Source organism: Bacteroides luhongzhouii (assembly GCF_009193295.2).
In the GTDB taxonomy this organism is placed as follows: domain Bacteria; phylum Bacteroidota; class Bacteroidia; order Bacteroidales; family Bacteroidaceae; genus Bacteroides; species Bacteroides luhongzhouii.
Genome location: NZ_CP059973.1, coordinates 3,277,759 through 3,292,821, shown reverse-complemented (window position 1 = coordinate 3,292,821; position 15,063 = coordinate 3,277,759). Strand labels below are relative to the sequence as shown.

Sequence of the window (15,063 nt, the reverse complement as noted above, 5' to 3'; positions counted from 1 at the left end):
TTATAATTGCAACTATATTAATAGTACAATCGACTCATTGAAAAGGGACATCAAAAGCCAATCATTTTTCAATAATCTGAAAAAAACATCCGTAGACTCTTTAATCTACACATAAGGAAAATCTACGAATATTTTTCCATTCTCTTCTCTGTCAATATAGACTACAACGGTCCTGTATATTCAAATCCTACAATATTAACAGAAGGATACGATGCATTTGCACGCAAGTTTAAGACCCCTTCTATAGTATAAATATCACTAACTGCATTATATTTTACAATAAACGAACCGGGATCGTCAGAGTCTAAACTCCTATAACTGCCCCCACCTGTCACTGTCACATATGCACTATTTATTTGGGCTTTAGAATATTCTCCCGGTTGCAACTCGGATAATTTCAAACTTAATTGTATACGATTACCATCATCATCCGAAAGTATTAGCGTCAAACTGCCATATGAATATTTATATGCATCAGTCATTGTTAAATAGACATCAGTATTAGGCATAGTTTGAACTTCCACATTTACATTTTCATTCAGTTTTTTCAGATTACTTTCCCAAAAAGCTATTTGTTCCTCAGACAATAGCACTTCAACCGTACGAGCTTCTCCATCTATTGTTGTTTGGTTACCACAATGAAGCATAAAACCATCTTCATATAGCATAGCCTTCAACTTCAATGAGGACAAATGATTACTGTTACAATATAACTCTTTAAGATTTTCACTTTTTCCTACGGACAAATTGCTCAATTTATTATGGCTACAATCAAGTTTTGCAAGTTTAGACCATGCTACATTTAATGTAGTCAATTCATTTCCACTAACTTTCAACACTTCCAGTCCTGTAAATTCAACTAGTTCATCCACACTTTTTATCTTGCCCCCATTTACACCTCCAGTGATATCAATTGCCTTTATCACTGCCGCTTCGTCAGGAGAAAGCACACCATTACCATTCATATCCCACTTTGGATAAATAACCCCATCTATTTCCTGCTCCGTATCCATTCTGGACTGGCAATAAGCTTTTAATGCCGGATCGGTAATCCTTTCAAGTACATCATTTCTTATCATAAACGTAGCTACAACCACTACATCTTCCTGAGGCATAGTAAATGTAGAAGGGTTAGCTTGTATGTTCTCAATCACTGTATTACCGACTCTTACTTTCCATTCTTTAAACAGAAAGCCTTCGTCCGGAGTTGCCACAACAGTTACTATTTCACCAGCCATCGCCTTCTCTTTGTCAACAGTAACAACAGCACCACCATAGCCGGCAAATGCGGTAACTAAATAATTCTGATAATCTTCATCTTCTCCACACGAGAAGAACATGGCACAAACTGCGGTCAAAAATAAAAACCTTAATCGCTTCATGTTTCTAACTTTTTGTTGATTAATAAATTTATTACTAAATGATTTAACGTTACCAATAATCTCCTTTTCTAATGTCCGCCAGTATTTGCGAGACCCCGGACTAAAAAATAAGAGGAAAATGGCTATTGCCAAAGGTATCTAATGGCATTAATTCAATTGAGATGTAATTCCATAAGCTATTCTTTTAAGTTTAACAACACTAATAATACAACTGACCTCAACCAAAAGGGACAAGCAAATCCATTTTTTTTCAAATTGAAATAAAATGAAGCAACAATGCTTATCCGAGAAACAAAAAAATAGCAAGAAAATTAGGCTTTGATAAGTATCTTATTATATATTTGCAGCAGAATGGAAAACACAGAATCTCTAAATAATGAAAATATTTTCTTCTAAACATACCAAGGAACAAGCTTTCAAACAACTTTATGAGGAATACTACGCCCCATTCTGCCTGTATGCGAAAAGGTTTATTGATGATAAGGATATACGCCAAGATATTGTTTCGGATGTATTTACTTCATTATGGGACAAGATGGATACGGATTCTTTTAACCTACAATCGGACACGGCATTGGGATACATCAAAATGTGCGTGAAAAACAATTGTCTGAACTTCCTGAAGCACCAGGAATATGAATGGAGTTATGCTGAAAATATACAAAAGAAGACACCTATTTATGAATTAGAGCCGGATAGTGTATATACACTTGACGAATTATACAGAATGTTGTATGAAACATTAAATAAACTACCCGACAACTATCGTGCAGTCTTTGTAAAAAGTTTCTTTGAGGGAAAAACTCATGTGGAAATTGCAGAAGAAATGAATCTTAGCGTAAAATCCATCAACCGGTACAAACAAAAAACCATGGAACTTTTGCGGAATGAACTGAAAGACTATATGCCACTGTTTCTTTTATTCTTTTTTCGCACCTAATTCGAATAGTTTCTTTCTGTACTGTTTCTCATTATCTATGCAAAAATGTCCAATGCCTTGAAAAAAGCAACAACCTGTTTGTTGCCTTTCATTATAATTCCTTTCATGACCTATTGATTTATATTTTTTTATTTTAAAATTTTCTCTTTCCGTTGAAGCCCGACAAAAGTCAATAATGCCTCTACATCTTCCGGCTTATAGAAAATCTTGTGCTGGATTTGTGAATAAAGTAATTTACCGTTATCTCTTAGGGTTTGGCATCTTAGCTATCCATTCATGCACTAAGATTTTTGACATCGACTTTTTGACAAAGCGAATCTACTTGTTTTGTAAAAGCGTTGAATTGATTCATCATCTTTTCAAACAGCTTGGTTTCAATGTAAATGACTTCCATAATAATGATATTCTTTTAAGTTACACCATAATTTTGACGCAAGATAGGGCGTATTTGTATGATTTAGGTTATAGTGTCACTTATTGTCACAGGAAGTCAGCTCTTTTCATAAAGAATGGAATTAATCAACTGGTGATAATAAGAAATTACTCCAAAAGATAAAAAAGTGAAATAATAGCAAGAAAAGTATCTTTTGTGCAGATGATTTGTTATTTTTGTAGGAAAGTTACGAAATAAAAAGATGAATGTATGATTAGAGAACTTGGTATAGAAAATTTCATGTCAATACGAAAAGAGCAGGTGTTATCTTTCGAGGCTACCAAAGACAAGACCTCTCATGAGTTATTGACTGTCGAAATCAAACCGGGGATGCGGTTAAATCGTATGCTTATACTTTATGGGGCTAATGCTTCCGGAAAAAGTAATATTCTCTATGCCTATGAAACAATATGGAGAATGTTGGTGTCTCCCTATACTAATAAGCTACAGGCTATACCTTTTTATCCGTTTGCTTTGGATAAGGATAAAAATACCCGATTGTCCGTGTCCTTTTATATAGGGCAAGTACGATACGACTATTCAGTGGAGTATAATAACCGCTATATCATTTCTGAAAAAATGGAATATGCTCCTAATGGAGTATTATCTTTATTTTATAGTCGGAAGTTTGTCCATGAAGATGTAGTACCGGATATTGAATTTGGTCGTACAGTCGGTTTGCATTTGAAAAGTAAGAAAACAATTGTAGACAATACTTTGAATAATCATACTGTACTGTCTACTTTCGCAAAAGTATCTCTAAATGAAGATGCAAAGATATTCCGTGATACCTATAACTGGATTGTTCGGTATGTGCATGGTATGAAGGGAAATACTCTTTTGGATATTGCCCAGCAATTGATTGATAATAAAGAGAAAAAAGATTATTTTATATCGGCTATGCGAAAGGCTGATTTTAATATTTCTAATATAAGTATTGACAATGAAGCAAGAATGCAAAGTGGCAAAGATGTTTTTTTTACTCATCACACCATAGACGGATCTGATTTTACTTTATCTTCTATTGACCAATCATTGGGGACATTACGCTATTTTCAGTTACAGGAATGTATGTTCAATATGTTACGTGAAGATCATATATATAGTTTTGATGAAATAGAAAGTAATTTGCATTATGATCTTTTGCTCCATTTTCTGACGACTTTTATGATGAATACAGCCAATTCACAAATACTGTTCACGACACAAGACCAGCAGTTATTGGATGAAGAATTTATACGTCGGGATATGGTTTGGTTTACTGAGAAATCAAAGGAAGATGCCTCTACTGAACTTTATTGTGCTTCTGAATTTGGATTGCACAAAAATCTATCTCTTTATAAGGCATATAGAACAGGAAAACTTGGTGCAAAACCGGAATTAGGTTCCATTTTTTAAAAAAGTGATATGAAAACGCGGAAAACAAAAACAACAATAGCTGTTATTGGTGAAGGGCCGACTGAAAAGTATTATTTGAAGTCATTAGAAGGTGTTATTCATGCACAAGTGAAACCAGTTGTTCCCAACCATGCCACTAGCATGGCTGAATTGGAACGTCGAATAGAACAATGTATTAATGACGGATATAACATGATATTCTGTCTAATTGACATGGATAATAAGAAAGAAGGGCGTAATCGAGAGAATTATTTAAGACTAAAGACAAAATATCATCAAAAAATGATCATCAAGAAGCGGCAGGGAACAGAAAGTCTAATACGTTTTTTTGAGAACGAGCGCTGTTTGGAAATATGGTTCTTATATCATTTCAAATATACGACTCAACAATTCAATAACTCCAATGAATTGGCGAAAGAATTGGAGCAAATTTGTAGTTATGAAAAGACCGAAGATTTTTTGAGCAGAAAATGCAAAGGATTACATAATTTCTTGCTTGCAAATGGAGGGGATCTTGATAAAGCAATTGGGAATTCTGAAAAATCGATATTATCTAAATCAAAAGAAGGACGTGAACATACTTATAGCGAAATGGCAGAATTCTTTCATGAGGTGATGAAGAAATAGCCAGATTTAACCTTGTAAGAACCTATATTCAATAATAAATATAGGCTGGCAAAAGTTATAATGCTTCTACATCTTCTGATTTGTAGAAATTTTTACGTGAATATTATTATTTCTTAAAATTTAAGATATGTGTGATGGAATATTTAATCTCAGGCACATATCCTGACTATCCTTTCATACTTTAAGTTTTTTACTATCAATTATTTTACGAATATAGTTGACTTGTTCCGTGAAATTGTATTGGTATGAGAGGAAAATCAAGAAACATAGAATGTTCCAAAACCAACATGGAACTTGCTTCTAAGAGAGGAAGTGAGAAGCTAATACATTATCGCCTGCAATAGCGACATTAGTGCTGCAAAATATGTAATGCCAAAGCACGGCATTCCGCACGACTAATTTTTCCGTTTTTCGTTTGCGGAATGCAATCTGTTGTCAAAATATAACGGGGACGGTAATATGGTTCTAATATTGTCTGCAATTTATCTTCTATCTCTTTTGTATCCAATTGCCCCGCTATCAATAAGGTCACTGCCTGCCCCAAACGATGGTCAGGAACTGAAGTGATAACAAACGGCAGAGGAATAAACGGACGAAGGACTTTTTCTATTTCCTCTGCTTGAATCTTGATTCCACCGCTATTGATAACGTTATCTTTCCGGCCTAGAATCATAAAACTTCCATCGGGATAGATACGTGCAATATCATTGGTTTGCAATGTTCCGTCACATACCAAAGGGGCATCAATGATTAACGTATTCTCTGCGGATAAAGACAATTTTACTGAAGAAAATGGATAATAATGTTCAGAAGCTGATGTTCCGTTCAGACGACGGAGAGCAATATGAGATAAAGTTTCAGTCATGCCATAAGTAGAATAGACTGCGGTCGGAAGATGTTTGATCTCCGCCTCTAGAGCCTCATCAACGGCTCCGCCTCCTATAATCAGAATATCCGTTTGTTTTAATCGCTCTTTTTCTTCGGGAATCTGCAATGTGTTATAAACTTGCAATGGGACCATTGCCACAAATCCCAAAGGTTCTTTTATATCCGCTAAAGGATGACCGGAAGCAGGACGTACAATCAAATTCAAACCTGCAACCAACGAACGCACAACCACCATCATCGCACCTATATAACGAAGATTCATACATAGTAATGCCGACTGACCTTCTTTCAAATTCAGAAACTCACAAGTCAGACGCGCACTTTGCATCATCTGATCTTTACGTACAATCAATTCTTTAGGTGTACCTGTGGAGCCTGACGTGTAGACAGTAATGACGGGAGAAGCATTAAACCATTCGTTCAGGAAAAGATATAAATCCCATAGAGCAGGAGAATGAACCTCCGCCCCTCCGGCTATCAATTGGCGTATATCTTCAGAAGTATATTCTTTTCCTTCCAGTAACAAGCATTGTTGTTTTCGATCAAATACCATCGGAATATCCTTTAAATGCCATCATTTACAAAACCATAGACAATCTTTTCTTATTTCAAGAGGCACTTCCACGTTGTCTGTAAAGAGCGCCCCTGTTCCCAGTCCCTGCGGCAACGGATTGCTGAATGTTGCACACCACTGTGCAATAGCGTTCAAACCAATGTTTGATTCTAGTGCGGAAGTAATCCACCAGCCGATATGCTGCTTTTCTGCTTCGATAATCCATTCATCTCCTCCGCATATTCCTCCATGAAGGGAAGGTTTTATAACGATATATTGCGGACGGACTGTTGAAAGCAGTTCTTGCCTTTTTTCCAGCGTGTTGCATCCTATCAATTCTTCATCCAAAGCGATCGGTAACGGAGATTCGGAAGCAAGACGGGCCATTTCCTCCCATTGTCCGGCACGGATCGGCTGTTCGATGGAATGCAAATCAAGTTCGGACAGACGTTTCAGTTTTTCCATTGCATCGACCGGAGAAAAAGCACCATTTGCATCTACACGCAACTCTATTTCCTTGGAAGAATAACGCGCACGAATATGACGCAGTAATGTCAGTTCTTCTTCAAAATTGATGGCACCTATCTTTAACTTGATGCAGCGAAACCCAGCTTCCATCTTTTTCTCAATCTGGGATAACATGTTCTGAAAATCTCCCATCCAGATAAGACCGTTAATCGGAATTCCAACTTCTCCACGTGAGAAAGCCGTATCACTTAAAGCCCAGTTTCCTGCAAAGAAATGCCGGATGGCTGTTTCCAGACCAAATAAAATTGAAGGATAGTCACACAAGCCATCCATATCCAATCTACCTTGTTCCCTCTCTACTTTCCGACAGGCTTTCACTAATATATCTTCGTAATCAGGAAGATCGTCACAACTTAAAGCGGGCAAAGGTGCACACTCTCCTATTCCCACTCTGCCAGGGAAGTCAGGAGAGGTGAAATGAAGATACCAGACTTTACGCGTGGTATATGTTCCCCGGGAAGTTCCGGCAGGCTGCTTGAAATGGAGCAATTGGGGAATAATTTCTATTTTACAGTTCATCGTGCATAATTTTTCAATTCACCACAGAATAACGCAGAGTCTCATGAAGTTTTAGTAAGTTATATCTCTTGCAGTTCTCCTAGCGTTCTCTCCTCACAGTCTTGCTTTGCAGAAAAATCGGGATTAAGCGCAGAAAAAGCAAACTCTGTGGTACTCTGTGGTAAAACCGATTTTAGGGAAATTTCGGATATTGTTTGAAGTTCGGTTTACGTTTCTCCAAAAACGCATTTTTCCCTTCCTGTGCTTCATCTGTCAGATAATAGAGCAATGTTGCGTCACCTGCCAGTTCCTGAATACCTGCCTGACCGTCGAGTTCGGCATTCAATCCGGCCTTAATCATACGTAAAGCCAACGGACTGAGCTGCATCATTTCTTCCGCCCACTGCACATATTCATCTTCCAACTGCTCCAAGGGAACTACTTTATTCACTAATCCCATATCCAATGCTTCTTGTGCATTATACTTCCGGCAGAGGAACCAGATTTCGCGTGCTTTCTTCTGCCCCACTACACGTGCCAGATAAGACGCACCGAATCCGGCATCAAAGCTACCTACACGAGGACCTGTCTGACCGAAAATGGCATTTTCCGACGCAATGGACAAATCACATACCACATGAAGTACATGTCCGCCGCCAATGGCAAAACCGTTCACGGCAGCAATTACCGGTTTCGGGATGCTGCGAATCTGCTTTTGCACATCCAATACGCTAAGACGAGGCACACCGTCTTTTCCGATATATCCGCCACGTCCTTTCACATTCTGGTCGCCACCCGAACAGAATGCCTTATCACCGGCTCCGGTAATCACAATCACATCAATATCCGCTTCTTCACGGCAGATGCGCAATGCGTCACTCATTTCAGCAGTAGTTGTCGGAGTAAACGCATTCCGATAACGCTCACGGTTAATCGTGATACGGGCAATTCCATTATAATAATCAAAAAGAATATCGTCGTATTCTCTAATGGTTGTCCACTCTCTTTGTGTTGACATAATCTATTTTTGTTTTAATTGATGATAATAATTTTTCAACATGCGTGCGTCCTTGTTTTTGTTGGTAAACACCTCTAAGAGCACAGGCTGTTCCATAGCTTCCGGTTGAGTGAAAGTTGTCATCGCTTCAGCCAGTTCTTCGTCATTTTGCGCTTGCAGATAGAGGAATCCACGTTCCTCTGCCCAACCTTTGGCCGACGTTTTATGGACTGCCGCAATAAATTTATGTGATGTACCCGACATATCCAATCCCGGCAAGGTATGGAAAATCTCTCCTCCTCCATTATTTAACAAAAGGATACGCAGATTGGAGCGAACGTTGACATTCCACAACGCATTCATATCATAAAAGAAGCTCAAATCTCCGATAGCTATAAAGTTCAGTTTATCGGAAGCTGCCGCATAACCGACAGCAGTAGACAATGAGCCTTCAATGCCGCTTGTTCCCCGATTGCAACAAACTTCAATCGTAGAAGGAATTGAGTATAATTGCGCATAACGCACCACTGAACTGTTTGCCAGATGCAAGGCACATGACTCCGGCAAGGCTTTCAATAACGTACCGACGGCAGACATTTCCGAATAAGCAAACTCCGGTTCGGGAATGATCTTGCAATAGTTTTCCCACACACGGGGATATTCAGGAGTCCGATTGTCCAGCAAACTGGCTATCTTCTCCAAAAACTCGAACGGATCCATTTCGATCACCGTAGTTAATGAGCCGTACAAATCGACCACCTCACCGTCCGGCGATACGTGCCAATGTTCTTTAGGCGGATGCTGACGGAGAAACTTCTTCAATCGTTTGGAAACGACATGTCCCCCATAAGTAATCAGCAACTCTGGAACCATCTGATCTACCTTCTCTGCGGGCATGGCATAAAGCGCCGCATCGAAGTTCTTTACCGGAATACCGGGAACTGTCTGGTTGCCGATATGTTCCGTCAACCAGGCAAAATGTTTATATAATAACTTGATATATCTTTTTTCAAACAGGTAGATAAGATTCATCTGACCGATGATAATCATACGCTTCTGGTATTTATTCATCCGGTCGACCAAATCGTTATAATCACGATCGTAGACGTTCAATCCCTGATAACGGGTAATGACACGCACTTCAGGAAGCGAATCAACCGTAAACTGGAACAATGGTTCAGAAATAGGTACATTGATATGTACCGGTCCTTTTCCATGATGGTTCGTCTCCAGCAATGCTTCATTCACCAGACGATTGCAATACCATTCATCTTCTTCCGTATGAATCTCCGGAAGGTTTACCGACTTCTTGACCAACGTCTGAAATACGCCCGGTTGTGGTACAGTCTGTCCATCCATCTGCCCGATCCAAGCAGCGGGACGGTCTGCAGAAATAATGACCAGAGGAACATTTTGATAAAATGCTTCTGCCACAGCCGGATGAAGGTTTAATAATGCAGTACCGGAAGTGCAGCAGACAGCTGCAGGCTTACCACCATTCAACGCAAGACCGATGGCAAAATAGCCGGCACTCCGTTCATCAGTCACCGGATAGCAGGTAAAATTCGGATGATTAGACAAAGTATGCACTAGGGGCGTGTTACGACTACCCGGACACAACACAACCTTAGTAATCCCATGCGCCTCGAGCAACGCAACCAACTGGAGTATGTTCTTCTTGTCTGTATACATGATGATAATTATTAGTAGTTTATGATTTTAAAGGAGGCACTGCAATCAGCCGTTTGATAGTTTGCAACTTCTTCTCCGTTTCCAGCCATTCGTCATTCAATTCCGAAGAGGCCAATAATCCACCGCCGGCATAAAGAGTGAGTTGTTTATCTTCGATATGCATACAGCGCAGGTTTACATACAAGTCTGTTCGCCCTTCCGGATCAAGCCATCCGATAAAGCCAGAGTAATAGCGTCGGTCGTAACCTTCGTTCCGCAAAATAAACTGATAGGCTTCTTCCTTCGGCAAGCCGCATACGGCAGGTGTCGGATGCAAAACTTTCAGAAGATCTCCCAAACCTTTATTATCTTTCAAAGCGAACCGGAAATCGGTTTTTAAATGTGACAAAGCACCGGCATAAGCAGGAAATGGTCCGTTCTCCGTAGAATGGATATCCAGTGAAAGAAGCTGACGGCGGATATAAGAAGTGACATAATCCTGTTCTTTCCGGTTCTTTTCATCCCACACTTGCGGTAGTCTGCCATCTTGTAAAGGCTGCGTTCCGGCTAGCGCAACCGTATGCCATTCGTCCTTCTCACCCGATAAAATGATTTCGGGAGTGCTTCCCAGCCAGATACCTGTCTGCGGAGTATAACATAAGTATATATACGAATGAATATAACGTTTACAAGCCGCCCGAAAAATGGACGAAGGAGAGAAATCAGCTACTTTATCAACTGTAAGATGACGGGAAAGCACTAGTTTATCAAAAGTCCTGTCACGTAACGCATTTATAAAGGTATGAAAGCATACCGCATATTCCTCCGTGGAAGAAGTCAGAAATGATTCTTGTCCTTGCAGGCACAACGCTACCTCCCGGTCTTCCTCCGTATCATCATCCATCGGTAAAGGCTGTCCCCACTGATCGGGTTGAATCAATACAACCGGACATGACTCACTCACCTGAAACGGAGCAATTACAAATCCTCTCTGTCCGTTCAGTTCTTTCAGATCGTATATCAAGCGGACCGTTCCTTCCGCCTGCGTCAACAGACGGGGAACTTTCTCTCCGGGAATACGGTAAACAGCAAACGGCTGTTTACGCTGAATAAATGCATCAATAGTTGTCAAGTTACTTATTTCTTCGTCGGTCATCTCTTTTTCATCACGCTGTTCACTACCCGTATGGAAGACACCAGTTTGTTTGTTGAAGTAAACACGTCTACATTCCATACGTGGGAGGAACGTCCTTTATGTACAACGGTTCCTACTGCACGCACTGTATCCCCTTCATGTGCAGAAGATATATGGTTTCCGCTGACCTGCATTCCTACTACAATCTCGTCCGGCTGGCAAAGAATCATTGAACCAAGTCCGGCAACTGTTTCCGCCAATGCAAGAGTAGCTCCACCATGCAAAATGCCAAAAGGCTGACGGGTACGATGGTCTACCGGCATCGTTGCTTCCACACGGTCTTCGTCAGCATAAGTATATTGAATTCCCAAGTTTCCCATCAATGCGTGGCGTGCCTGCGCATTCAGTTGGTCAAGGGGAATTTCGGCTGCACGCACTTCGGCTATGATAGCCTTCTCCACTGCAACGGCCACTCCGTCTTCCTCATTCGAAGCGGTCACATAATCGGCACAGGCTTTCACCGAGTCTTGTGAATGTCCCATAGCTACGCCCAGCCCGGCCAATTGAATCATTGTTACGTCACACACACCGTCGCCCACAGCAATCACTTCCTCGCGCTTCATATCCAGCACCTCCAGCAAAGCACCCAGAGAATTGGCTTTATCAATGGCGCAGGGAACTACTTCCAGAAAATAAGGCTCCGAACGAAATACGTCCAACGCTCCATTCAGTCTTCTCTTCCAGTGATCTTCCAGACCAAGCAGTGCTTCTTCATCATCGCTGACCAGCATACACTTACAAGGCGCAAAATCAATGGCAGCAGAAAATTCTTCTTCTTTGATTATTTGCAGGTTATTCAACCGGGCTTCATTTTGGATATGTTCATTTTCAGGAGAATCCGTTATGATCGTATCATCATGATAAGTGAATAAGGCAAAACCGTTTTTACGGGCTTTCTTTTCCAGATACGGCAACATTTCGGGATTAATCCGACGTTCAAACAGAATTTCCCCGTTTTGTGCATTGATAATCTGACAGCCATTATAGGAAAGGATAAAACCTCCATAGTTTCCAAGTTCGAGCATCTTGGCCAGCGGCATCAGGCCATAAGTCGGTCTGCCGGATGCCAGCACAATACGTACTCCCATTTGCTGAACCTTCAACAGGGCAGCCAATGTACGTTTACTAATTTCTTTCGCATCATTGAGGAGTGTTCCGTCTACATCAAGAACCAATAATTTATACTTCATGATTACACGATTTTGATTTAGATTACAAAGGTAGGAAATTGAGTGAACGACAGAAAGCGTAAACAGATAAAAATTACTTTAATTTCACTCTTTCAGACGCATTTCCAGATAATCGCGAAGGATACGGGCATGATTATACACCGGTTCTTTGGAAGCGTAAAGTAGTGTTATCACCGGATGCGGTTTGATAAGAGTCAGAAAATCAGCCATTGCGGGAGAAGCATCGAGTTCTTTCTGATACTGTACGACAAAATCTTCCCAATGTCCGGGAATATCTTCATGAAACCATCCCCGTAATGTGGAAGACGGTGTAATATCTTTTGCCCAGTAATCGTACTTCAGCCATTCTTTCTTCATGCCGCGTGGCCATAGTTTATCTACCAGTACCCGGTAACCATCTGTTTCTGAAAAATCTTCGTAAACCCGCTTTATCCTAACCTGTATCATTTCTATTTATAGTTAATTATAAATAGATAAACCGGAAAATGCGAAAATTGTTTAGCGAAATCCATTCAATTTCGTAACGAATCCTGTGCTTTTTTAAATTCGTAAGGAGTCATTCCCGTCTTTTTCTTAAAAAGGCTGTATAAAATCGGGGTGCTATTAAATCCGGCCTCATCCGCTATGGCACGTATTGTATAGTTAGGATACTTTTTCATCAGTTCAATGGCATAATTAATGCGCAATTCATTGATATATCCATTGAAATTGGTTCCGGTACATTCTCTTATCATCCTCGCAAAACGTGCGTTATTCAGATGTACGATTTGTGCCAGATCTTCTCTCGACAATTCTGAAGAAAGATATAACTGTTTCTGAATAACGATATCATTCAGCTCCTGAAATATCTTTTTATTCTCTTCTTCCTCCCCACTTTCTTTATTTGTTTCATCCAAAAGTTCTTCCTGCTCTTCAGATGAAATCAGTTCCGGCTCCAAATCCGATGAGATAGCCAATTGCTCATCCGCTTCCGACAACTGATTACCGTCTTTTCTGTTGGCAAATTTTTCATTTATAAGTTTGGCAAGCATCCTATTTTTATACTCGACAATATGGTTGAAACGCCACAAACGCCACAGTATAAACAAGATAAGTACAATTATACATATCAAAAAGCTGAGTGAGATATTTCTTATCTTTAATTGAGAGGCTTGTTCGGCAATATATTCCTCCTTTTCAGAAGCTCCATACATCGCATTCAATTCCAATGCTGCATTTTCCTTGTCTCTATTATTGATACTATCTGTTATCGCAATAATAGTTTCGCGTATCGCTGCCGCTTCTTTATAACGATGCATACCCAGATAAGCTTGTACTTCTTTATTTAGAATAGTAAGATATTGAGCATTCAAGGTATCTTGTTGTGTCCTTAACAGTTCTTTGAAGTCTCTGCAATTATCAATTACTTTCTCATATTGTCCGGAAAGGGTTAAATAAGGTATCGAATACATTTTACCGTCCGGAGTTTGAGATTCTTTCAATGCCTGATATTGCTGGTAATATTGTTCCGCCTGAACATATTTCTTTTCAAGACAGGAGATATAGGCCAATTTTGCATATAAGTAACTATATTGACCATCCACGTACCCTTCAGGAATTTGGGGTAATTTCTCTAATTTTTTAAGAAGTTTCTCACGTTCATAAGCAAGACTCAAAGCTTCCTTGATACGAGAGTCAGTCATTAGAAATCCCATTTCGGCCCCATAATAATAAGAAAGCAACATCATCTCCCGCATATCCTTTGAACCGCGCAACAATTCAATAGTACGGTCAAAATATTTGTATGCCTCATCCTTTAATGACAACCTCCAATTATTCTCTCCTATACAAAAAAGCAACCTGGCTTCGGCTTCCCGATCTTTTAGTTTCTGCGCCTGCGTAATCCCATTAAGAGCATATCTCATACTCTCATTATATTTACTCATCACAGATGAAAGTTCAGCCATAAAAACCGTCATCTTCAACATATGCTTCGGTTCCCTTTGAGATATGGAGTCAAGCAGATATGACTTTCGGGCATACATAAAAGCCAGTTTATTCATATACATATTACGGTATGACAAACTACGTAATTCGTAAATCAGCCGTAAAGAGAATGCCTTTTTGCTTTCTGCCTCGTCTAATAACTCTAAAGCACGTTTAGGATCGGAAATATAAATATTTCTGATATATTTTTCAGTATATAGAGAATCATTATTTATTATTTTATCAGCCCTCGAAAATTGATTGTGTACAAATAAAAGCACAAAAATACATACCCAAAAACGCATAAATTCCTTATCGTGTTTAATCATTTAGCACCCAAAGGTATGTATTTTCTATAAAAAGTGCAAGGCGCATTTTAATTTTGCAAAATTAAAATAAGAAACATTAGCTATCGTAAAAAGAGTAAAGACACAGATTGTGTCTTTATTATTCACTATCGAGACACAGTCATCCTTATTATTCAATCTCTAATTCCTGATCAATATTTCTCTCATAAAATCACAAGCTTAAAGCTTTTCCCAACCGCCCTTCAATACATACGCTTAAATCGGTCGTAACAAACTTCCCATTATAAAAAAGAGTAAAGATAGTGGCTGGGGTAGGCGCATTTTGTGCCTGTTCCATAGTTTCTAATTTTATTATTTTTAATGGGAGATCTTTACTCCTGGCTGCATTGACCAAAGAACCGCGAACATGGAATTCAGTAAACGGACAGCGATGAGTATAATACACTACTATTCCATCCCGGTCGGGACACTCACCAGTCAATACACTGAT

The 15,063-nt window shown here is 39.6% G+C and carries 12 protein-coding genes and 2 pseudogenes; 3 read left to right on the top strand and 11 right to left on the bottom strand.

Annotated features, from left to right (window positions below; genetic code table 11):
• Positions 1-161: 161 nt before the first annotated feature.
• A complete protein-coding gene (locus tag GD631_RS11980) occupies positions 162-1,382 on the bottom strand; it encodes an InlB B-repeat-containing protein (protein WP_244983328.1) in 1,221 nt (406 codons plus the stop codon).
• Positions 1,383-1,758: 376 nt separating this feature from the next.
• On the opposite strand from GD631_RS11980, the gene GD631_RS11975 reads away from it, so the two are divergent.
• Positions 1,759-2,322, top strand: coding sequence for an RNA polymerase sigma-70 factor (locus tag GD631_RS11975; RefSeq protein WP_143257220.1), 564 nt, complete (start codon positions 1,759-1,761; stop codon positions 2,320-2,322).
• Positions 2,323-2,450: 128 nt separating this feature from the next.
• Here the strand turns inward: GD631_RS11975 and GD631_RS22335 are convergent.
• Positions 2,451-2,579, bottom strand: a pseudogene (locus GD631_RS22335) (DNA-binding protein); the annotation flags it as partial.
• 386 nt (positions 2,580-2,965) lie between these two features.
• Here GD631_RS22335 and GD631_RS11970 point away from each other — a divergent pair.
• Complete coding sequence (locus GD631_RS11970) at positions 2,966-4,153, top strand: AAA family ATPase (protein ID WP_143257219.1); 1,188 nt, start codon at positions 2,966-2,968, stop codon at positions 4,151-4,153.
• Between the two features lie 9 nt (positions 4,154-4,162).
• On the top strand, positions 4,163-4,780 hold the full coding sequence (locus tag GD631_RS11965; RefSeq protein WP_143257218.1) for an RloB family protein: 618 nt from the start codon (positions 4,163-4,165) through the stop codon (positions 4,778-4,780).
• Positions 4,781-5,129: 349 nt separating this feature from the next.
• Here the strand turns inward: GD631_RS11965 and GD631_RS11960 are convergent, their stop codons facing one another.
• The 9 genes and pseudogenes from GD631_RS11960 to GD631_RS11920 all read right to left on the bottom strand — a co-directional run.
• A complete protein-coding gene (locus GD631_RS11960) occupies positions 5,130-6,221 on the bottom strand; it encodes an AMP-binding protein (protein ID WP_143257217.1) in 1,092 nt (363 codons plus the stop codon).
• Between the two features lie 21 nt (positions 6,222-6,242).
• Positions 6,243-7,268 (bottom strand): o-succinylbenzoate synthase, encoded by a 1,026-nt coding sequence (locus tag GD631_RS11955; protein WP_143257216.1) that lies wholly within the window; start codon positions 7,266-7,268, stop codon positions 6,243-6,245.
• A gap of 172 nt (positions 7,269-7,440) precedes the next feature.
• Entirely contained in the window at positions 7,441-8,265 is an 825-nt protein-coding gene (gene menB / locus GD631_RS11950) for a 1,4-dihydroxy-2-naphthoyl-CoA synthase (protein WP_024986206.1), read from the bottom strand.
• Positions 8,266-8,268: 3 nt separating this feature from the next.
• Complete coding sequence (menD, locus tag GD631_RS11945; RefSeq protein ID WP_143257215.1) at positions 8,269-9,936, bottom strand: 2-succinyl-5-enolpyruvyl-6-hydroxy-3-cyclohexene-1-carboxylic-acid synthase; 1,668 nt, start codon at positions 9,934-9,936, stop codon at positions 8,269-8,271.
• A 19-nt stretch (positions 9,937-9,955) separates the two neighbouring features.
• Complete coding sequence (locus GD631_RS11940) at positions 9,956-11,071, bottom strand: isochorismate synthase (RefSeq protein WP_143257214.1); 1,116 nt, start codon at positions 11,069-11,071, stop codon at positions 9,956-9,958.
• The gene (locus GD631_RS11935) at positions 11,068-12,300 is read right to left on the bottom strand and encodes a Cof-type HAD-IIB family hydrolase (RefSeq protein WP_143257213.1); all 1,233 of its coding nucleotides are present in this window, start codon (positions 12,298-12,300) and stop codon (positions 11,068-11,070) included. The genes GD631_RS11940 and GD631_RS11935 overlap by 4 nt, the downstream gene beginning before the upstream one ends.
• 84 nt (positions 12,301-12,384) lie before the next feature.
• Positions 12,385-12,747 carry a DUF488 domain-containing protein gene (locus GD631_RS11930; protein ID WP_143257212.1) on the bottom strand — a complete coding sequence of 121 codons (363 nt, stop codon included), beginning with the start codon at positions 12,745-12,747 and terminating at the stop codon, positions 12,385-12,387.
• A 65-nt stretch (positions 12,748-12,812) separates the two neighbouring features.
• The gene (locus tag GD631_RS11925; protein ID WP_143257611.1) at positions 12,813-14,570 is read right to left on the bottom strand and encodes a helix-turn-helix domain-containing protein; all 1,758 of its coding nucleotides are present in this window, start codon (positions 14,568-14,570) and stop codon (positions 12,813-12,815) included.
• A 214-nt stretch (positions 14,571-14,784) separates the two neighbouring features.
• A pseudogene (locus tag GD631_RS11920) lies at positions 14,785-15,060 on the bottom strand (YoaP domain-containing protein); the annotation flags it as partial.
• Between the last annotated feature and the right edge of the window lie 3 nt (positions 15,061-15,063).

What these genes read in the sequence shown, in the direction of transcription:
- GD631_RS11980 (WP_244983328.1), bottom strand. Translation starts at nt 1,382, where the DNA reads ATGAAGCGATTAAGGTTTTTATTTTTGACCGCAGTTTGTGCCATGTTC.
- GD631_RS11975 (WP_143257220.1), top strand. Translation starts at nt 1,759, where the DNA reads ATGAAAATATTTTCTTCTAAACATACCAAGGAACAAGCTTTCAAACAA.
- GD631_RS11970 (WP_143257219.1), top strand. Translation starts at nt 2,966, where the DNA reads ATGATTAGAGAACTTGGTATAGAAAATTTCATGTCAATACGAAAAGAG.
- GD631_RS11965 (WP_143257218.1), top strand. Translation starts at nt 4,163, where the DNA reads ATGAAAACGCGGAAAACAAAAACAACAATAGCTGTTATTGGTGAAGGG.
- GD631_RS11960 (WP_143257217.1), bottom strand. Translation starts at nt 6,221, where the DNA reads ATGGTATTTGATCGAAAACAACAATGCTTGTTACTGGAAGGAAAAGAA.
- GD631_RS11955 (WP_143257216.1), bottom strand. Translation starts at nt 7,268, where the DNA reads ATGAACTGTAAAATAGAAATTATTCCCCAATTGCTCCATTTCAAGCAG.
- menB (WP_024986206.1), bottom strand. Translation starts at nt 8,265, where the DNA reads ATGTCAACACAAAGAGAGTGGACAACCATTAGAGAATACGACGATATT.
- menD (WP_143257215.1), bottom strand. Translation starts at nt 9,936, where the DNA reads ATGTATACAGACAAGAAGAACATACTCCAGTTGGTTGCGTTGCTCGAG.
- GD631_RS11940 (WP_143257214.1), bottom strand. Translation starts at nt 11,071, where the DNA reads ATGACCGACGAAGAAATAAGTAACTTGACAACTATTGATGCATTTATT.
- GD631_RS11935 (WP_143257213.1), bottom strand. Translation starts at nt 12,300, where the DNA reads ATGAAGTATAAATTATTGGTTCTTGATGTAGACGGAACACTCCTCAAT.
- GD631_RS11930 (WP_143257212.1), bottom strand. Translation starts at nt 12,747, where the DNA reads ATGATACAGGTTAGGATAAAGCGGGTTTACGAAGATTTTTCAGAAACA.
- GD631_RS11925 (WP_143257611.1), bottom strand. Translation starts at nt 14,570, where the DNA reads ATGCGTTTTTGGGTATGTATTTTTGTGCTTTTATTTGTACACAATCAA.